20 protein-coding genes and 1 pseudogene are annotated in these 18,946 nt (G+C 70.3%); 8 read left to right on the plus strand and 13 right to left on the minus strand.

Features of this window, described 5'->3' with window-relative positions:
- Positions 1–116: 116 nt before the first annotated feature.
- Positions 117–1,034, plus strand: a complete 918-nt coding sequence (locus tag DW306_RS01805) for a hypothetical protein (protein ID WP_136053931.1) — start codon at positions 117–119, stop codon at positions 1,032–1,034.
- Positions 1,035–1,046: 12 nt separating this feature from the next.
- Here DW306_RS01805 and DW306_RS01810 read toward each other — a convergent pair whose 3' ends face one another.
- Positions 1,047–2,033, minus strand: a complete 987-nt coding sequence (locus DW306_RS01810) for a WYL domain-containing protein (protein ID WP_136053932.1) — start codon at positions 2,031–2,033, stop codon at positions 1,047–1,049.
- A 62-nt stretch (positions 2,034–2,095) separates the two neighbouring features.
- On the opposite strand from DW306_RS01810, the gene DW306_RS01815 reads away from it, so the two are divergent.
- Together DW306_RS01815 and DW306_RS01820 are read left to right on the plus strand one after the other, a co-directional pair.
- Positions 2,096–3,145, plus strand: coding sequence for an ATP-binding cassette domain-containing protein (locus tag DW306_RS01815; RefSeq protein ID WP_136053933.1), 1,050 nt, complete (start codon positions 2,096–2,098; stop codon positions 3,143–3,145).
- A complete protein-coding gene (locus DW306_RS01820; RefSeq protein ID WP_136053934.1) occupies positions 3,142–3,921 on the plus strand; it encodes an ABC transporter permease in 780 nt (259 codons plus the stop codon). Before DW306_RS01815 ends, DW306_RS01820 begins: the two co-directional genes overlap by 4 nt.
- Before the next feature lie 85 nt (positions 3,922–4,006).
- Here the strand turns inward: DW306_RS01820 and DW306_RS01825 are convergent, their stop codons facing one another.
- Together DW306_RS01825 and DW306_RS01830 are read right to left on the minus strand one after the other, a co-directional pair.
- Complete coding sequence (locus tag DW306_RS01825) at positions 4,007–5,005, minus strand: NADP-dependent oxidoreductase (RefSeq protein ID WP_136053935.1); 999 nt, start codon at positions 5,003–5,005, stop codon at positions 4,007–4,009.
- Between the two features lie 4 nt (positions 5,006–5,009).
- Positions 5,010–5,723, minus strand: coding sequence for an SDR family oxidoreductase (locus tag DW306_RS01830; protein ID WP_136053936.1), 714 nt, complete (start codon positions 5,721–5,723; stop codon positions 5,010–5,012).
- A 98-nt stretch (positions 5,724–5,821) separates the two neighbouring features.
- Here DW306_RS01830 and DW306_RS01835 point away from each other — a divergent pair, with 98 nt between their 5' ends.
- Positions 5,822–6,424 (plus strand): TetR/AcrR family transcriptional regulator, encoded by a 603-nt coding sequence (locus DW306_RS01835; RefSeq protein ID WP_136053937.1) that lies wholly within the window; start codon positions 5,822–5,824, stop codon positions 6,422–6,424.
- A gap of 43 nt (positions 6,425–6,467) precedes the next feature.
- Here the strand turns inward: DW306_RS01835 and DW306_RS01840 are convergent, their stop codons facing one another.
- The 5 genes from DW306_RS01840 to DW306_RS01860 all read right to left on the minus strand — a co-directional run bounded on the left by DW306_RS01840 (position 6,468) and on the right by DW306_RS01860 (position 12,370).
- Positions 6,468–7,856: a DUF6716 putative glycosyltransferase gene (locus DW306_RS01840; protein ID WP_136053938.1), complete on the minus strand. Its 1,389-nt coding sequence runs from the start codon at positions 7,854–7,856 to the stop codon at positions 6,468–6,470.
- The gene (locus DW306_RS01845; protein WP_136053939.1) at positions 7,853–8,725 is read right to left on the minus strand and encodes an N-acetylneuraminate synthase family protein; all 873 of its coding nucleotides are present in this window, start codon (positions 8,723–8,725) and stop codon (positions 7,853–7,855) included. Before DW306_RS01845 ends, DW306_RS01840 begins: the two co-directional genes overlap by 4 nt.
- 95 nt (positions 8,726–8,820) lie before the next feature.
- Positions 8,821–9,975, minus strand: a complete 1,155-nt coding sequence (locus DW306_RS01850; RefSeq protein ID WP_240747013.1) for an acylneuraminate cytidylyltransferase — start codon at positions 9,973–9,975, stop codon at positions 8,821–8,823.
- Between the two features lie 5 nt (positions 9,976–9,980).
- The gene (locus DW306_RS01855) at positions 9,981–11,363 is read right to left on the minus strand and encodes a polysialyltransferase family glycosyltransferase (protein WP_136053940.1); all 1,383 of its coding nucleotides are present in this window, start codon (positions 11,361–11,363) and stop codon (positions 9,981–9,983) included.
- On the minus strand, positions 11,360–12,370 hold the full coding sequence (locus DW306_RS01860) for a glycosyltransferase family 2 protein (protein ID WP_136053941.1): 1,011 nt from the start codon (positions 12,368–12,370) through the stop codon (positions 11,360–11,362). The genes DW306_RS01855 and DW306_RS01860 overlap by 4 nt, the downstream gene beginning before the upstream one ends.
- Before the next feature lie 115 nt (positions 12,371–12,485).
- Between DW306_RS01860 and DW306_RS01865 the strand changes: the two genes are divergently transcribed.
- A complete protein-coding gene (locus DW306_RS01865; protein WP_136053942.1) occupies positions 12,486–13,382 on the plus strand; it encodes a hypothetical protein in 897 nt (298 codons plus the stop codon).
- 41 nt (positions 13,383–13,423) lie between these two features.
- The gene (locus DW306_RS01870) at positions 13,424–13,732 is read left to right on the plus strand and encodes a DUF4229 domain-containing protein (protein WP_136053943.1); all 309 of its coding nucleotides are present in this window, start codon (positions 13,424–13,426) and stop codon (positions 13,730–13,732) included.
- 4 nt (positions 13,733–13,736) lie between these two features.
- Here the strand turns inward: DW306_RS01870 and DW306_RS01875 are convergent, their stop codons facing one another.
- Together DW306_RS01875 and DW306_RS01880 are read right to left on the minus strand one after the other, a co-directional pair.
- Positions 13,737–14,339 carry a dihydrofolate reductase family protein gene (locus DW306_RS01875; RefSeq protein ID WP_205814073.1) on the minus strand — a complete coding sequence of 201 codons (603 nt, stop codon included), beginning with the start codon at positions 14,337–14,339 and terminating at the stop codon, positions 13,737–13,739.
- Positions 14,340–14,367: 28 nt separating this feature from the next.
- Positions 14,368–15,861 (minus strand): DHA2 family efflux MFS transporter permease subunit, encoded by a 1,494-nt coding sequence (locus tag DW306_RS01880; protein WP_136053945.1) that lies wholly within the window; start codon positions 15,859–15,861, stop codon positions 14,368–14,370.
- A 76-nt stretch (positions 15,862–15,937) separates the two neighbouring features.
- On the opposite strand from DW306_RS01880, the gene DW306_RS01885 reads away from it, so the two are divergent.
- Positions 15,938–16,618, plus strand: coding sequence for a winged helix-turn-helix transcriptional regulator (locus DW306_RS01885; protein WP_136053946.1), 681 nt, complete (start codon positions 15,938–15,940; stop codon positions 16,616–16,618).
- Here the strand turns inward: DW306_RS01885 and DW306_RS01890 are convergent.
- Genes DW306_RS01890 through DW306_RS01900 form a run of 3 tightly spaced genes read right to left on the minus strand, consistent with a single transcriptional unit; the run spans position 16,615 to position 18,477 of the window.
- On the minus strand, positions 16,615–17,589 hold the full coding sequence (locus DW306_RS01890; RefSeq protein ID WP_136053947.1) for a 1,4-dihydroxy-2-naphthoate polyprenyltransferase: 975 nt from the start codon (positions 17,587–17,589) through the stop codon (positions 16,615–16,617). The genes DW306_RS01885 and DW306_RS01890 overlap by 4 nt on opposite strands.
- 44 nt (positions 17,590–17,633) lie before the next feature.
- Complete coding sequence (locus tag DW306_RS01895) at positions 17,634–17,924, minus strand: DUF4287 domain-containing protein (RefSeq protein WP_136053948.1); 291 nt, start codon at positions 17,922–17,924, stop codon at positions 17,634–17,636.
- A gap of 16 nt (positions 17,925–17,940) precedes the next feature.
- Positions 17,941–18,477, minus strand: coding sequence for a cupin domain-containing protein (locus DW306_RS01900; RefSeq protein WP_240747014.1), 537 nt, complete (start codon positions 18,475–18,477; stop codon positions 17,941–17,943).
- Positions 18,478–18,480: 3 nt separating this feature from the next.
- Between DW306_RS01900 and DW306_RS01905 the strand changes: the two are divergent.
- Positions 18,481–18,946: pseudogene (locus DW306_RS01905) on the plus strand (transcriptional regulator); the annotation flags it as partial.

Genomic DNA, 18,946 nt, shown 5'->3' on the forward strand with positions numbered 1-18,946 from the left:
TGATCTTTCCCGCCAGGATCGTTACCTGGGACAACCCTATGAGTCGGCGGATGACGCGGCAGATCCTCGGGCGTCGCAGGCGGTCGCCGTCGGAGCCCGGGTGTACCGTCTCGGGCATGGCCTCTGCGCTCGACTCCGCCACCACCGGCCAGAAGACGCACCGCTATCTCCGCCTGTCGCTCGTGTTCGTGGTCTTCGCGCTCCTGGTGAGCGTCGCGATAGAGACGGTGGTCGCGTCGTGGGATCCCTTCGCGCTCGGCTGGGATCCGCTCCCCTCCCTCAGCCACTACTTCTACACGTCGTCGCGCAGCGTGTTCGTCGGCTCGCTGATCGCTGCCTCGCTGGCGCTGCTCGCCCTCTCCGGACGCGATCGTGCGACCGTGCTGCTCGACATCTCGGCCGTGTTCGCGCCGCTGATCGCGCTCATCCCCACCGGTGTCGACGCCGACCGCCCCGTCGACGGGCTGACCTGCCCCGGGGCGGAGGAGTGCATCCCCGAGCCGTACCTGGGTGACGTCCGCTCCGGCGTCGTCGCCTACGTGATCGTGGTCATCGCCGCGGTGGTCACGATGGCGATCATCCGGCGCAGGACGCGGACCCGCGTCCCCCATGCCGGCCTCGTCTCGACGATCGCCGTCGTCACGGCGGTCGTCATCGCCGCCCTGGCATTCCTCCCGGCGCTGAACGCCGACTTCCCCTTCATCGGAGGGCCGCTCCCGTCGAGCATCCACTTCGTCGTGACGATCGCCTTCTTCGGCACCTTCGCGGCCGTGCCCGTGCTGCTCTCCCGCGAGCCCTTCGACGAGCAGCAGACACCCCCGTCGCCACGGCAGAAGACGTTCTACCGCTGGGTCACGGGCCTCATGATCGCCGACCTGGTACTGCTCGTCGCCGCCTTCGTGTTCCGCGATGCGCTGCACGGCTTCCCGGTGGTGCTCATCGGCGAGGTCATCGCGCTCTGCCTGTTCGCCGGCTTCTGGGGTGTGCAGACGTTCCAGCGCTGGACGGACGCGAACCCTCCGAGCATCGCCTGACCGCCGATCCGATCACCGCCGTGCCGGCGGCGCCGGCCGGTCGATCGCCCGCAGCAGCCTCTGGACCGCCTCCCGCAGCTCGGCGCGGTCCGACTCGGGGAAGGTCATCGCGTACTCGACGCCTTCCGGGATCCAGAGGAACGCGTACATCGCCTCGCGCCAGTCCGACCCGCCGATGGGCCACCGGGTGTGCTCGGCATCCTCCGCCGTCGCGCCCTGCGACCACGGCCCGAAGCGATCGTTCACCTCGGCGAGCGACAGCTCCATCACCGCATCCCCTTCGACCTTCTGCGGCGACCACGACGAGGCGACGAGAACCCGCTCCTCGATCTCGGCCTCCGTGATCCCGCGCCGGGTGAAGAGCACGCGCGTGTGCTCGACGGATTCGACCCGGTCGACGCGGAACGTGCGCCAGTCCTCTCGGTCGAGATCCCAGCAGAGGAGGAACCACTTGCGGCCGGCGGGCGCGAGCGCGTGGGGCTCGACGCGGCGGACGCTCTCCGTGCCCTCGGCATCCACGTACTTCAGGCGCAGCCGCTCGGTGTCGCGGGTGGCGAGCGCGATCTCGCCGAGCACGTCGGGCGAGACGACGGGACCGTCGCCGATGCGCGGAGGCTGCACGGATGCCGCGAGCGCGTTCACCCGCCGACGGAGAGCCGACGGCAGCACCTGTTCGAGCTTGGCGAGCGCGGTGAGCGTGACCTCGGGTCCGCCGACGAGCTGCTGCGTGGCCGCGACGCGCAGCCCGATCGCCATCGTGACGGCCTCGTCGTCGGTGAGGAGCAGCGGGGGCACGGCGCTGCCAGCCTCGAGCCGGTAGCCGCCGGCCGCGCCGGGGGTGGACTCGACGCGGTACCCGAGCTCGCGGAGGCGGTCGACGTCGCGGCGCACGGTGCGCTCCGTGACCCCGAGGCGGGCGGCGAGCTCGGTCCCGGGCCAGTGCCGGTGCGTCTGCAGCAGGTTGAGCAGCGAGAGGGCGCGGGTGGTGGTGTCGGACATGTCTCACAGATTGCCAGATATCGCGGACAGGATCTGTCCTGGTTGGCTTCTACCTTCAAGCCATGACCAACCACTCCATCATCGAAACAGAGGGCCTCACCAAGGTCTTCACCGTCAAGAAGAAGCCGGTGCATGCGGTCACCGACGTCTCCTTCGCAGCGACCGCCGGCGAGCTCGTCGCGTTCCTCGGGCCGAACGGCGCCGGGAAGTCCACCAGTCTCCGGATGCTGACCACCCTCATCCCGCCCACCTCCGGCACGGCCAGGGTCGTCGGGCACGACATCAGGACGGATGCCGCGGGTGTACGCGCCCGCATCGGCTACGTCGGCCAGCTGACGAGCGGCAGCTTCTCGCAGCGGGCCCGCGACGAGCTGCTCAGCCAGGGTGCGTTCTACGGGATGTCGAAGCGCGACAGCGCGCGCCGGGCCGACGAGCTCATCGACTCGCTCGACCTCTCCTCGTTCGCGACCCGGACCGTGCAGCAGCTGAGCGGCGGACAGAAGCGGCGGCTCGACATCGCACTGGGACTGATGCACGCGCCGCCGCTCATCTTCCTCGACGAGCCCTCGACCGGCCTCGACCCGCAGAGCAGGGCGAACCTGTGGGAGCACATCCTCGACCTGCGCACGCAGCACGGCACGACCGTCTTCCTCACCACGCATTACCTCGAGGAGGCCGATCGCTACGCCGAGCGCGTCATGGTCATGGACAAGGGCCGCATCATCGCCGACGACAATGCGACCGCGCTCAAGGCGACGCTCGCCGGCGACGTGCTCACCTTCGGATTCGCGGATGCCGCAGCGGCAGCATCCGCCCGCTCCGTGGTCGCGCGTCTCAGCACCGCGCCGGTCGCCCTCGACGGCGATGCGCTCTCGCTCGCCGTGCCCGACGGCGACCGGCTGCTGCCCGTGATCGTGCGGGAGCTCGACGCCGCAGGCATCGCCGTCATCCGCGCGACGGGCGTACCGCCCACTCTCGACGACGTGTTCCTCGCCCTCACCGGCCGCACCCTCCGCGAAGCCGGAGAAGGGACGGATGCCGAGGGCGACGCATCCGTTCCCGACACGGCAGACGCCGCACCCGACATCAGCAAGACAGGAGTCCTCTCATGACCGCCATCGACACGCTCGTGCGCCCGAACCTCGCCCGCGACACCCGGAACGTGCTGACGCGCGAGCTCAAGCCGGTGCTGCGCGACCCGTTCACCCTCATCTTCAGCCTGCTGCAGCCGCTGGTCTTCCTGGGACTGTTCGCGCCCCTGCTGATCGGCGACTCGGGTCAGTCCGCAGGAGAGACGCTGGGCTGGTTCGTCCCCGGTGTGCTGGTGATGATCGTGCTGTTCGGCACCGGGGCCACCGGATCGAACCTGCAGTACGAGATGATGACCGGCTCGCACGAGCGCACGCTCGTCGCACCCCTCGCCCGGTCGTCGCTGCTGGTCGGCCGCGCCCTCAAGGAGATCGCGCCGATCGTCGTGCAGGCCCTGGTCATCATCGCTGTAGCCTGGCCGTTCGGGTTCGCCGCCGACATCCCCGGCCTGCTCATCGGGCTGGCGCTGCTCGCCGTCTTCGGGGTGGGCCTCGGGTCGCTGTCGTACTCCCTGGCACTGGCGACCAAGGACCGCGAGTGGCTGTTCTGGGGCGTGCAGCAGGCGCTCATCTTCCCGCTGCTGATCCTGTCGGGCATGCTGCTGCCGCTCGACGACGCCCCGGACTGGATGCAGGTCGTGGCCTCGGTGAACCCGGTCAACTGGGTCGTGCAGGCCGAACGCGCCCTGTTCGCCGGCGACCTCGGCGACGCGACCGTGCTGTGGGGCTGGGTGTCAGCGCTCGCCGTCGCGATCGTGGGACTCGTGGTGGGCGTGCGCGCGATCAAGCGCAGCAGCTGAGAGCAGCTCCTTCCCGTGAGGGGTCGGGACGCGCGGCACGGATCACTGCCGTCGCGTCCCGACCTCTCGGATGCGATGGGGCCTGTCAGTCGGCCACCGTCACCACGAGCTTGCCGCGGTTCCCTCCGGCGGCGAGATCGGCGAGCGCTGCCGGCAGCTCCTCGAACTGGTACGTCCGAGCGACGACCGGGCGCAGCACTCCGCGGTCGACCAGCCCGGCGATCTCGCGGAGCTGCTCGCCGTCTGCGCGCATGAACAAGAACTCGTAGCGCACTCCGAGTCTCTTCGCCTGACGGCGGATGCTGCGGCTGAGCGCCCTGATCGCGAGGCGCAGCACAGGGTTCATCCCTCGGCGACGCGCGAACGCAGGATCCGGCGGCCCCGCGATCCCGATCGCGATGCCGCCCGGCTTCAAGACTCGCAGCGAGCGCTCCAGATTCTCGCCCCCGAGGCTGTCGAGGACGAGGTCGTAGTCCGACAGGATCTGCGTGAAGTCCTCGCTTCGGTGGTCGATCACGATGTCGGCACCGAGACCGCGGACGAAGTCGGCGTTCGCGGCGCTTGCCGTGGTCGCGACGGTCGCGCCGAGGTGCGCCGCCAGCTGGATCGCGATCGAGCCGACGCCGCCTGCTCCGGCGTGGATGAGCACCTTCTGACCGGGCTGCACCTCGGCTCGCTCGACCAGAGCCTGCCAGGCGGTCAGAGCGACCAGCGGCAGCGATCCGGCTTCGGCCATCGAGATGCTCGACGGCACGAGAGCGAGGTCGCGCTCGGCGATCGCGATGCGCTCGGCGAATGTGCCGATGCGCGCATCATCGGGCCGGGCGAAGACGCGATCGCCCGGTCGGAACGCTCGCACAAGTCGACCCACGCGGATCACCGTCCCCGCCACGTCGTTGCCGAGAACCACGGGCAGACGGTACGGCAGGATCTGCGCGAACTCCCCGGTGCGGATCTTCTCGTCGAGCTGGTTGAGGCCGGCGGCTCCGACGCTCACCAGCACGTCTCGATCCCCCACCTCGGGCTCCGCGACCTCCGCGCGTTCGACGGGGCGCTTGTACTTCATGACGGCGAAGGCGCGCATGGGATCAGACCGCCGCCGCGCGCAGCTGCGGATAGACCGCTTCGAGCGGCGCGCTCAGTCCGGCCTTGAGCTGCACGGACGTGGCATCGGCCAGAACCTCGTACTCGTCCCGCTCCATGGCGTCGAACACGATCTTCACGAGCTCGGCCGGGTCCGTCTTGGCCTCCGAGACGTGCTCCGCCATCGCCGTGTCGACATACCCGACGTGCACGCCGACGACATGCACGCCTGCCGGCGCCAGCTCGAGACGAAGGGAGTTGGTCGCCGACCACAACGCCGCCTTGGTGGCGCTGTAGATGCCGCCCACCGCGTACCAGGCGAGTGCGGAGTGGATGTCGATGATCGTCGCTCCGGCCCGACCGGCGAGCAAGGGGGCATACGCGCGGGCGAGGAAGAGGGGGCCGAGGAAGTTCGTCTCGACGTTCGCGCGGATGTCGTCGTCGGAGTGGGAGAGTATCCCCGCGGAAGGCACGGAGGCTCCGGCGTTGTTGATCAGGACCGTGACGTCGGGGGCTGCCTCCACCGCGGCACGGATCGATGCGGGATCCGTCACGTCGAGCGCGAGCGGCACGACGCGCGCGTCATCCCAGACGCGCGGCCGGCGTGCGCTGGCGTAGACCTTGGCGGCACCGCGTTCGAGCGCCTCGGCGACGAAGCGCGAGCCGATGCCCCCGTTCGCTCCGGTGATGAGGACGACGGCTCCGTGGAGTGAGGGCATGGCTGATCTCTTTTCTTGAGACAATTAGTATCTGAGTTCGCCCGTAAGCGACTTCACTCATAACTGAGCATACTCATTTAGTATTCCCGAAGGACGCGATGACCACCGACGCACGGCACCCCGGCCGCCGGGAGCGCAACAAGCAGGAGAAGCGAGAGCGGATCACCTCCGCCGCGGCGGAGCTCTTCGCGGAGCACGGGATCGACGAGGTGACGACCCAGCAGATCGCCGAGCGGGCCGACGTCGGGACCGGCACCCTGTTCCTGTATGCCAAGACGAAGGGCGAACTGCTGCTGCTCGTCCAGAACACGCACTACGCGATCGCCCTGCAGAAGGGGATCGACGCGGCCTCGTCGGTCGCCCTCACCCTCGACGCGGTGATGGCGCTGCTGTACCCCATCATCGAGTGCAACCGGGTGCAGGTCGACAACGGCCGCACCTATCTCCGGGAGATGGTCTTCGGCAACGCAGCGGACGCGCACCACGCCGAGGCGCTCGGCATCGTCGCCGACACCGAGACCGCGATCACCGCGATCCTCCGCCGTGACACCGGGACCGGAGAGGAGCGCGCGGCGACGCGTGCACGCATCGTCTCGGCGATCATGTTCCTGACGATGGCGGCCGACCCGCACGTGGAGTCGACGGTCGACGAGATCGCGGCCGACGTGAGGGAGCAGATCGCCGCGCTTCTCGACGCGTGAGTCGTCCGCGCCGCGCGACCGGATACCTCCCGAGAACGCGGGCTCAGCGCCGGATCGAGTCGTGGAACGGGTTGGGCTCCAGGGTGTAGTCGGTCGCCGCGTCCGCCCAGGTGCCGCCGTCGGACGGCTCTCGCTGTCGGCGCACCGCCGACAGTGCCCGCGTCGCCGGCGCGCCCACGGCGAGTGCGAACGCCCCGCCGAGTGACCGGTCTTCGCGCCCGAGCACACTCGCCCGATGCCACGCCTCGTGCAGCGCTCCGCCGCGCGCCGCGGGCACGCGCCTCGCCGGGAGGGAACCCGCCCGGCGCATCGCCACGAGCTCCTGCACCCGATCCCACCAGTTCGACTCCGCCTCCGGGTGGAAGTAGTTGTCACGCAACCAGTCGGGGTGCGGATGCCGGAACCGACCGGCCACGACCTCGTTCCGGCCGCCGAGCAGTCCGCTCCCCACGAACACGGTGTTCAGCAGGCCCTTGCTCACCCCGAAGGAGTCGAGCGCGATCACCGGGACGCCGAGGGCCGTCGCCTCGATCGCCGCGGTCGAGCTGATCGTGACGAGCCCTGCCGCGCTCTCCAGCGCCGTCGCCATCGAGTCGTACGAGAAGACGAGGTTGCGCGGACGCCGGCTCGGCAGCATCGCGGTGTACGGGTCGCGTTCGAGATGCGTCTCGGACTCCCCCGGCCGCGAGCGCAGCTTCACCACGACACGGCGGCTCGGATCGGCTTCGGCGGCGCGCACGAGCGTCGCGGCGATCTCGGCCCGATCCTCGTGCGCGACCGGGACGAGCGCCTGGGCGGCGAACACGATGTCCGTCGCCGGGGGCCGCACGGCGACGGGCTGCGACGGTCGTTCCGCCACCGCGACGCCACCGGGACGGGCGGAGAGGGCCTCGACGCTCACCTTCTCCGGGTGCAGCATCCGCTGTCGGCGCCGCGCGAACGGCAGGGTCGCGAGAGCCGTCGGCATCGAGACGCCGATGCGCTCGCCCAGCTCGGCGAACGCGCGCTCCTCCCGATGCGAGTGCAGCACCAGCAGGTCGGTGTGCCGACGGTAGTCGAGCGCCCCGCGCTGCGCGGGGATCGCCATGCCGGGAAGGCCCGAGACCGTCACCGGACGGTGCCTCAGCGAGTCGATGACCCGTCCCATCAGCCGCACGAACGGTCCGCGACCCGCCAGCAGCACGACATCGGGGCGCTGCCCCTCGAGCCATCCCGCGGTCTCGGCGAAGCCGATGCGCGTGACGTCCTGCGGCCGCAGCCCGGTGCCGGTGAGCGCGGTGCGCTGCTGCTCGGGGCTGGCGGCCAGCGGCGTGCGCACCAGAAGCAGATGGGGTCGCAGGCCGGGCACCGCGCCGAGCAGGGCGGCGGACCACTTCACGAACGAATCGGCATCCGCGATCGCGACGACCCGGATGCCCGCGGCATCCGTCATGCGGGGATGCGGCGGAGCTTCGCCATGGGCGCCCGCTCGCTGTCGAACACCCGCTTGACGCCGTCGCCGAGCGCCTTCTCGATCACGCGGATGTCGCGGACGAGGTGCTCGAGACCGGTGGGCTCGAGGGATGCCGCGTGGTCGGAGCCCCACATCGTGCGGTCGAGGGTGATGTGACGCTCGACGGCGACCGCGCCGAGGGCGACCGCGGCGAGAGAGATCTGCAGACCGCGCTCGTGACCGGAGTAGCCGACCGGCACGCCGGCATAGCGGTCGCGCAGGGTCGAGATCACGCGGAGGTTGGCCTCCTCCGGCTCCAGCGGATACGTGGAGGTGGCGTGCATGAGGACCACGCGGTCGGTGCCGAGCGTGTCGAGCGCGCGGTCGATCTGGTCCATCGTCGACATCCCGGTGGAGAGGATCACGGGCTTGCCGGTCTCGCGCAGCGCGATGAGCAGCTCGGTGTCGGTGAGGCTCGCGGAGGCGACCTTGTGCGCCACGACGTTGAGCTCTTCGAGGAAGGCGACGCTCGGCACGTCCCACGGCGAGGCGAACCAGTCGAGGCCGCGCATGGTGGCGTGGTCGCCGATCTCGATGTACTCGTCGCGCCCGAACTCGACGCGGCGGCGGTACTCGAGGTACGTCATGGTGCCCCACGGGGTCTCGCGCGGGACGTCGCGCATGTGCTCCGGCGTGGAGATCTCGGGCGTGCGCTTCTGGAACTTCACCGCGTCGGCGCCGGCACGGGCCGCGACGTCGATGAGACGCTTCGCGATGTCGACGTCGCCGTTGTGGTTCAGGCCGATCTCTGCGATGACATACGCGGGACGGCCCCCGCCGATCACGCGCGAACCGATGCTGACAGTCATGATTCCTCCGGTCGTCGAGCGGCCCTCGCGGGCCCTTCCCTCCTGAGTACGCGGCGGGGGTGAACACCATGCGTCCGGAGGGTTACCGGGGTCGGTCAGCTCGACAACACCCGTTCGATGAGCTCGCGGACGGCTCCCTCGCCGCCGCGGCGGCGGAGGATCACGCGCGCCTGCTCCAGGACCAGGGGATGCGCGTTCGCGACGGCGACGGGCCATCCGACGATCCGCATCGCGGGGAGATCGTTCACGTCGTTGCCGAGGTAGGCGATGTCGGCGAGGGCCAGATCGTTGTCGTGCGCCCAGGTGCGCAGCGCCTGCTCCTTATCGTCGATGCCGTGCAGCACCGGGACGCGCAGCTTGTCGGCCCGCGCGCGGACGACCGGATTGACCTCGGTCGAGAGGATCAGCATCGGTACGCCGGCCCGGCGGAGCAGAGACACTCCCATGCCGTCCTCCCGACTCACCCGAACCCGTTCCCCGCCGTCGGCGTCGATGATCGCGGTGTCGTCGGTGTGCACGCCGTCGAAGTCGGTGACGATCGCCAGGGCCGGGATGGCCTCGGGCGCCTCGTGCAGGGCGGCGAGCGCACGGGCGATGCGGAGCTGCTGCTCGTCGTCGATCTCGATCGCCGTCCATTCCGGCACCTCCGCGATGCGCGTGCGCCCGAAGAAGCGGTGCCTGCTCTCGCGGAATCCTTCGGCACGGAACACGTAGAAGGCGCCGGTCTCGAGGTGGTGCGCCTCCCGGTCCTGCCGCCGAGGACGGTGCGCCGCGTCGTGGTTGATCGCGACCGCCGCCCCCTCGGCGTCGCGCTGCCACAGGAATCCGTAGGTCTCGTACGCCGAGAAGACGCTGTCGGCGCGGTCGGCGCGCACGTCTTCGACCGCCGCGGCCAGGGCGTCGCTCGGGATGAACGGCGACGTCGCCTGCAGGAAGGCCACGACGTCGAACCGCTCGCCGTCGGCCTCGAGTTCATCGAGCGCATGCAGGATCGCGCTCTCGGAGGTGGCCGTGTCGCCGGAGATCTCCGCGGGACGACGGATGATCCGCGCGCCCGCCGCCGTCGCGATCTCCGCGATCTCGGCGTCGTCGGTCGAGACGACGACGAGGTCGACGCCGGCGGCCGTCGCTGCCCGCACCGCGCGCGCGACGAGCGGCACGCCGCCGACCCGCTGCACGTTCTTGCGCGGGACCTGCTTCGAACCACCCCGCGCGGGGATGATCGCCACCGTCTTCGGAACCGTCGTCATCATCATCATCTTCCTCGTATCACCCGCCACGCCCGCCCGGCACGTCGGCGCGCGCCGATGGCCGTGAGTCGCCACTCCTCCACCCTGCCCACTCCTCCGGCCGGGCGCAGCATCCGCTGCAGCGTGGTCTCGGCCGGAGCTCCGGGGAGTCGCAGCGCCGACAGCCGCTCGGGGGTGAAGTATCGGTCACGTTCGACGGCGTCGAGTCCGGTCAGCAGCCCCTCCGCCCGTTCGCGGAGGTGGCCCGCGATCTCCGGCTGCATCGCGTAGCCGACCGCGTCGACCAGGAGCTGCAGCCGGGCCGGGTCTTCGTACGGCGACCGGTCGCGGGTGAGCGCGTCGACGATGACCGCGGGGATCCGGTTGCTGTTCTCGAACGGCGTCAGCATGCGGAGCACCGTCTCCGTGCCGGCCGCGCCGATCTCCCGGCCGAAGAGCGTGCGAACGGTCGGGAGCGCGGTGGAGAAACCCGCGACGACGGCGACCGCGTCGAGGCGTTCCGCGAGCAGTTCAGCGGCGAGCCCGCCGCGGTACTCGACGAAGTCGATGCCCAGCGCCGCCGCGCGCGCCCGGACCGCATCGGTGTGCAGCGGTGGGGCGGCAGGATGCGGCTTGAAGACGATACGCCGCGGGGACCAACGGGCAGCCCGGTCGATCATCTCCTTCTGGAGAGCGATCTCCTCGGCCGGGGTCATGAGCCCCAGCGCCGACAGGTACTGCCCGAGCACGAGCGCGGTGGCGCCTTCTGCCTCGTCGTCGAGGCGCGCGTCACCGGCATCCGCCTCGCCTGCATCCGTCTCCCCGGCATCCGTCTGGCGCAGTGCAGCGGCGAACGACTCCGGCGGCACCGGCACGATCTCGGCGTACGGCGATCCGACGAGCGGGCGCACGCCGGGGACGACGTCGGCGTGCACCACGCGCCCGATGCGGGCGGCGACCGTGTGCGGCAGCGCCACACGCATCGGCGAATACGTCATCAGGCCGTCGCCGACGATGGTGATCCGCGCCTGCGGGAACAGCGACATCAGGGTGCGCGCCGGAGCCACCTGAGGGCTCTGCACGAAGAGCTCCAGATCACGAGGATCCAGTTTCCATGCCCGGGTCAGCAGCCGCTCGAGGATCGGGAGGTCGCCGTCCGCCGGCTCCCAGGAACTCGGGTGCAGCGGACCGAGGATCGCCTCGAGCTCCTCCACCCGGTCGAAACGTCCCCGCAGCGACCGCAGAGCCGGGTCGGCCGCGACCCCGACCGTGGTCTCGGGTACGCGCGACGAGGTGAAGGGCACCAGCAGGCGGTCCGGCCGGTCTCCGCCATCGAGCAGACCGGCATCGATGGCGGCGGCCGCCGTCGCGAGTCCGTAGGCGCTGTGCAGAGCGAAGACCTGGGTCATGCGGCACTCCCCGCTTCGCGGAGGATCCGTGCGAGCACACGACGGCGCGGACCGTCGAAGCGATCGAGCACCGCGGCGACCTCGCGCCCGGGCAGCCGACCGAGCATGCGTCGGATGCCGGTGCGCATCTCGGCGCGGAGCCGCGGTCGCATCCGCCGCGCGCGCACCAGGTGGTGCGAGCTCAGCGCGAGCGCGGTCCACACGGCCTTCGCCCGGAAGCGCTCCGCCTCGCGATCGCCCTCCACGATGTCGAGCACCTGGTTCATGGCCGTCGCGAAGTCGAGCTGCCGTCGATCGCGCACCTGGGTCAGCGAGGTCGCGACGCCGCGGCGGTAGAGCAGAGCCGGGGCGTCGACGACGGCGAACGACTCGGCCTCCAGGTGCAGCCGCCAGATCCACGGCCTGTCCTCCGCCGTGAACAGCCCCGCGGGGAACGCGGCCAGACCGCGGTCGATGATCCGCCGGTGGAAGATCCCGGCCCAGGCGTACGGGTAGTCGACCATCGTCGACTCGTTCTCCGGAAGGATGGCCTCCCGCGGCGATGCGACCCGCTCCCGCCAGGGATGCGGCGCCCGGACGAGCGTGCGCCGCCCCTCGGCCACCGTGACGTGATCAGTGCGGAGGAAGTCGCAGTCGAGGTCCGCGAGACGGGACGCCAGCACCTCGAGGCGTCGCGGCTGCATCCAGTCATCGCCGTCGAGGAAGCAGAACGCCTCGCCCTCGACGAGCGCGAGTCCCTGGTTGCGCGCGCTGGCCAGGCCCCGCGGACGGGGATTGCGGATGACGTCGGCCCGTCCGAACCGGTCCGCGTACTGCCGCATGAGCGCGCCCGTGTCGTCGCGCGAGCCGTCGTCGATCGCGACGAGCTGGAGCGCCGCCGGGTCGTCGAACTGACGGGTGAGCGTCTCGAGCGTCGTCCCGATGTATGCGCCCGCGTCCTTGGCGGGCAGGATGACGGTGACGAGGGGTGTGCGCACGGATCTCCCGGGGTCGGCGATGTCACGCATGGTCGCAGTCGTTCGTTGCCGGTCGAGGACGCGGAGGTGAACGCGGGGTGTCCTGCACGACGCGCGGATGCACTCGGGTTCGCGCCGCAGGCTGCGATCGGCGACGATGGTCAGCATGCTCTGGCCCTTCGGATCGACCTGGCGCCCGGTGCGCCAGAAGCGGCGCGACACCGTCGACCTGCGCTGGCTCAGCGCGCGGTCGTGGACCCAGCGCTGGTATCCGCAGGGCATCGACCTCGGCCTGTGGCACGGTCGCCGCACCCTGGCCGTCAGCTGGTTCCGGCAGGACCGGGACCGCACGCACCTGGCTTCGCGCGTCGCCTTCGTCGATCTCGAGCGCTCGCGGCACCTCGACGTCCTGCTGGCGGTGGAGGGCGACGACGGGGAGCTCGTGCCGGCGCCGATCCATGCCGGCGGACTCGCCTGGTTCGACCACCGGCTGTTCGTCGCGGCGACGGGACAGGGCATCTGGGAGTTCGACCTCTCCGACATCCGCCGGGTACGCGGCAGCCTCGCGAGGCGTCTCGCCGGATCACGCGGCCGCGGCTGGCGGGCGACCGCGCAGGTCGCGGTGCGCACGCACGTGCATCCGGTCGATCTCCGGTGCTCGTACCTCGGCCGCGTGTTCGACGAGGCGGGAGAGCCCCTGCGTCGGGTCCTGATCGGCGAGTACCGCACCGACGAGCGCGGCCGCATCGGCGAGTTCGCGATCCCCGACGGTCCCGATGAGGGCTTCGAGGAGCAGGACCGCTTCTCCCCCGGCATCCGCTCCATGCAGGGCGCGGTGCGCTGGGGCGACCGATACTTCGTCTCGCAGTCGGATCGGATGCGTCCCGGCATCCTCTGGCGCGGCCGACGCGATGCGCTCGAACGCGATCCGATCTCCCTGCCCGTCGGATGCGAGGACCTCGCGCTGGATCTCGACGACGGGCTGCTCTGGTCGCTCGGCGAGCACCCCTGGAGGCGCGTCGTGCGCGGCATCCCGCTCGACCGCCTCGGCATCGACGGCTGAGCGGTCGGAGAGCTCATAGCCCGCGAACGTAGACTGGCGGGGTGAAGAAGCCCGCGCCTTTCCTCGTCTACACCGTGCTGCGGCTGCTGGCGTTCCTCGTGCCGCTCGGGATCCTCTGGCTGTTCCCGATCTTCCGGGAGTTCTGGTGGCTCGCCGCGATCTTCGCCGCACTGATCGGCGTCAGCATCTCGATGCTGTTCCTGCGTGCGCCGCTGACCGACGCGTCGGCGCGCCTGCTCGAGCGTCGGGAGAGCCGCGCCTCGGGCGGCCAGGCCGATGCCGATGCCGATGCCGAAGACGAGGCGATCGACGGCGTGAACCGCGCGGCGGACGGCGACGCCCGGCCCTGACGAGTCAGCTCCGGCGGACGGGGTACCGCAGGTGCAGCACCCGGTCGCCCTGGATCACCACGTCGGGGTCGTCGAGAACCTGCTGAGCGCCGGTGAAGGAGCCGAAGTACGGCTTGCCGCCGCCGAACACCACCGGAACGACATCGATGGCGACCTGGTCGATCAGGCCCAGCGCGAACGCCTGGCCGCCGATGTCTCCGGCGGTCACTCCGATCTCACCTCCGTCGGCCAATTCGTGGGCACGAGCGAGAGCATCCTCGACCGACGTGACGAACTCGTACGACGCCTCCGGGTGCCAGCCGTCGGGCTTGGGCCGGTGCGACACGACGATGACGTGGTCGCTCGCCGGCGGGTGGCCCTCCCAGCCGTTCGTGATGTCGAACAGATGCCGCCCGATCACGAGGACCTTCTGCGCCGACCACATCCCGCTCACATAGTCGACCGAGGCGGCCGACACCTGGAACGGCGAGCCGTGGACCCCCGGGTGGTCCTCATCGACGATCGGATGGTCCCCGTTGAAGTACCAGTCGTGGAGCCGTCCGACATCGTCGTTGTCGTCGGCGATGTAGCCGTCGAGCGATGACACCGCGTGCAGGTAGGTGGTCATAATCTCTTCCTTTCGTGGAGTGACGCGATCAGTGCGCCGGGGTCTCCGCGGAGACGGGGGGCTTGCGGACGAACAGGGCCAGCACGACCACGCCGAGCGACAGCACGGCTCCGGCGAGGAACGCGAGGTGCGCGCCGGCGGCGGCCGCGGCCTGCGACGGCAGCTCGGGATCCGCGCTGCCCGTCGACACGACGCCCGTCGTGTAGAGCGCGACGAAGATCGCCGTCCCCGCGGCGCCGGCGACCTGCTGCAGCGTCGCGATCGTGGCGCTGCCGTGCGAGTAGAGGTGCGGCGCCAGTGAGCCGAGCGAAGCGCTGAACGCCGGCGTGAACAGGAACGCGAGCGACAGCATCAGCGCGATGTGCGCGCCCAGCAGCACGACCCAGGACGAGCCTTCGCCGAGACCGAAGGCGAGAGTCGACAGGGATGCCGCGAGGCCGATGGATCCGGGGATGACGAGCGGCCGGGGGCCGAAGCGGTCGTACAGGCGGCCGACGGTCGGGCCGGCGAGCCCCATGAGCAGTCCGCCGGGCAGCAGGATCGCGCCGACCCAGAGCGGGTCGAGGCCCAGCGCGTAGCGGGCGAACTGCGGCAGCACGATGAAGGCCCCGAACAGCGACACCATCGCGGCCGTCATCATGGCGGCCGACACCGCGAAGTCGCGCGAGCGGAACGTGCGCAGGTCGAGGAGCGCCGAGTCGGTGCGCTGGAGCACGATCTGCCGCCATCCGAACGCGCCGAGCGTCGCGAGCCCGATGACGATCGGAATCCACGGCTGCACCGCAGCGCCGCCCACGGCGGCCGCGCCGATCTGGCTGAGCCCGAACACCAGTGCGGAGAAGGCGAGCGCCGCCAGCACGACGGATGCCACGTCGAGCGGAACCTTCCGCGTCTCCGAGACGTCGGGAACCCGGCGGATGCCGATGACGAGCATGATCGCTCCGATCGGCAGCATCACCCAGAACAGTCCCTGCCAGGGCAGCACCTGGATGAGAGCGCCGGACACGACCGGACCGATGGCGGGCGCCACCGACATCACGATCGAGACCTGTCCCATCACGCGGCCGCGCTCACCGGCGGGCACCAGCGTCATCACCGTCGTCATCATCAGCGGCATCATGATCGCCGTGCCGACGGCTTGGATGACCCGGCCGGCCACGAGCATCTCGAAGGCGGGAGACAGGGCGGCGACGAGCGTGCCGGCGACGAAGCTCGACATGGCGAGCGTGAACACGCTGCGCGTGCGGAGACGCTGCATCAGCCACCCCGTGGTCGGGATGACCACGGCCATGGTGAGCGCGAAGGCCGTCGTCAGCCACTGGCCCTTCGTCGCGTCGATGTGCAGGGATTCCTGGATCCGGGGCAGCGCGACGGCCATCATCGTCTCGTTCAGGAACACGACGAACACGGCGGCGAGCAGCAGGCCCAGGGTGGTGCGGTTGCGCGCGCTGAGGCCGGATCCGGTGGGTGCAGCGACCTCGGCCTCTGCGTCGGTGCCCGCGAGGGCGATGGTGTCGGTCATGTCCTTCTCCTCGGTTGGTTACTGCAAAAACTAAAGCACACTGCAATTAATGCAGTCAAGTGCTAATATCGAGAACATGACGAATCAGCACTACGGCCAGTTCTGCGGGCTCGCCCGCGCGGCGGAGATCGTCGGGCAGCGGTGGACGCTGCTGATCCTCCGCGACTTGAGCGTGGGTCCGCGGCGCTATTCCGACCTGGTGACCGGTCTCCCCGGCATCCCCACGAACACGCTGGCGTCGCGCCTGAAGGACCTCGAGGAGGAGGGCCTCATCACGCGCGCCGCTCCCCCGGCCGGCGAGCGAACGGTCGTCTACGAACTCACGCCGCGCGGTGCGGAACTCGGCCCGGCGCTGGATGCACTCTCACGATGGGGCGCCGGCGGCATGCGCACGCCGCGCGAAGGCGAGATCGTCACCACATCGTCCATCGTCGCCGCCCTCCGGGTCGCCGCCGGCGACGGTGTCGTACCCGAGGACTGGGACACGACGTACGCCGTGCACGTCGGCGAGGTCGACGTGCAGCTGCGGATGAGCGGCGGCGTCATCACCGTCAGTGCGAGCCCGGCCGAGAACCCCGACCTCACGATCATCGCCGGACCGCAGATCCGCGATCTGCTCGCCGGCGAGCTCGATCCGCAGACCGCCGTCGAGACCGGCGCGGTGCAGATCGAGGGCGATCCCGCCCTGTTCGACCGGTTCGCCGCGACGCTCCGCGTGCCCTACAGCCCGCACGTGCCGGCACCCGCCGAGGTCTAGCCGACGAACGCCCAGAAGAGCGCGCCCGCATAGAGCAGGGCGGTGAGCGACGTGAGCGCCAGGGCGACGACGAGCTCGCGCGGCTGGCGGTAGGTCCACACGATCAGGATCGCGGGCAGCCCGGCGAGCAGCGCGAGCAGGGATATCCACGCGATCGGGAACAGCAGGGCGAGGAAGATCGCGATCCCGAACGGCGCCAGCACGAAGAGCGTGAACAGCACCTGGGTGGCGCGACGACCGATCAGCACGGTCAGGGTGCGCTTGCCGACCTCGCGGTCCTGGTCGATGTCGCGGAGGTTGTTCGCGAGCAGCACCGCGCAGGCGAAGAGACCCGCCGCGATCGCTCCGAGCCAGGCCTGCTGCGGCAGATCGAAGATCTGCACCCACGTCGTGCCGAGCGTCGCGACGAGCCCGAAGAAGACGAAGACGAAGACCTCGCCCAGGCCGAAGTATCCGTACGGCCGCTTGCCGCCCGTGTAGAACCAGGCGGCGACGATGCACGCGGCGCCGACCGCCAGCATCCACCACTGCCCGGTGCGCACGACGATCGCGACGCCGACGGCCGCGGCGAGCGCGAAGAAGATCAGCCCGATGATGAGCACGGTGCGCGGCTTCACCCGGCCGGATGCCGTGAGCCGGGCAGGCCCCACGCGGTGCGCGTCGGTGCCGCGGATGCCGTCGCTGTAGTCGTTCGTGAAATTCACCCCGATCTGCAGCAGCACTGCGACCGCGAGGCAGGCCAGCGCGATCACCCAATGGAACTCGGGTCCGGTGCTGCGTGCGGCGCCGGTGCCGATGACGACCGGAGCCACGGCGAGCGGCAGCGTGCGCAGGCGCGCGGCGCCGATCCAGTCGGACGCCGTCACCGGGCCCGCTTCGACGACCGGCCGCTTCGCCGGATTGCCGCTCGTGCGGACCGGGGTGCGCTTCGCGCTCGTGCTCTTCTTCTTGCGCTGGGAGGATGCTGCCACGCAGGGAATCCTACTGGGCGCGCCGATGCCGACCCGGTGGAGGCTCAGGCGTTCGGGTTGCTGTCCTTGCCGTCGAGCCAGAGCGTGTCGGAGGCGTCGGCGTGCGTTCCACCCGTGCCGACATGCTTCGAGCTGATCTTCGGTCCCTTGAGGATCACGTGCACCATCGCCTGCGCGTGGCCGTGCCCGAGGCTGTACTCCTCCTTCAGCCAGTTGAGGACGACGGTGGATTTCGTCGTCTCGTCGAAGCCCTTTTCTTTCGCGAGAGCGATGAACTGCCGCGGGGTGAGGCCGGTCTGAGTCTCGACCTTGTCGAGGTATGCCTGGAAGGACATCGTGTTCTCCTGTGGTTCAGTCCTCGTCGAGGAACGTCTGGATGATGGTGGCGGACGCATGGATGCCGATGATCTTCAGCTTGCCGTCCCCGACATTCGTGAAGCAATGCGGCGTGAACGCCGGACCGGTCGCCGTGTCGCCGGCTCTCGCGAGGAAGACCTCGTCGCCGATGACGATCTGCGCGGTGCCCTCCAGGATGACCCAGGTCTCCGGATAGGGATGCCAGTGCATCCCCGGGCCCTCGCCCGGCAGGTTCTCGACATAGAAATAGGAGACGCCGGCCCCATGCTCGGCTCCGACGAAGCGGCGGCTGCGGCCGGTGCCGATGCGGATGTCAGCAGCGGCGACGATTCCCTCGGGGAGCATTTCTGTGCTGTTCATGGCACCAGTCTCGACAGCCTCGGAAAGCCGCCCTAGAGTTTCGATGTGGCTCGAAATAGAGGACCGATCGAGGGTCTCGTCCACCCTGATCACCGCGTCGAGTTCCAACTGAGTCTGGATGACATCCAGGCCGTGCGATTCGGGATCTCGCCCGGGCACGAGCTGGCGCACGCCGTGAGAGTGCTGCTGCGACCGGAACAGCATCCGCTGCAGTGGGGCTGGCTCCGTGCCGTGCGCGATCGCCTGCCACGCGAGAGCTTCGGCCTGCTCGCCGCCGTGATCGGCGACGACGGCTACCTGCCCGACTTCCTCACCGCGGCTCCGCACGGGGACATGTCTCCGGCGGCGGAGCTCGACGCTCTGCGCGCGGCTCCGCTGGAACCGATGCGGGTCGACTTCGGCAAGATGGTGCTGCGCTCGACCGGCGCGCGACGGGGGGCGCTGCGCGGGATGCAGGACGACCCTGCTCGGGCACGCCGCATGATCGCGGACGCCTGGTCGGAGGTGTGGGATGCCGTGCTCGCGCCGGTGTGGCCGCAGCTCGAGCGGCTGCTGCGCGCGGACATCGCCGTGCGCGCCCGCACCATCACGACGTCCGGCATCGAGACGATCGATGCGCTGGCATCGGCATTCGAGGCTC

This window comes from Microbacterium sp. K24 (genome assembly GCF_004794465.1).
Classification (GTDB): domain Bacteria; phylum Actinomycetota; class Actinomycetes; order Actinomycetales; family Microbacteriaceae; genus Microbacterium.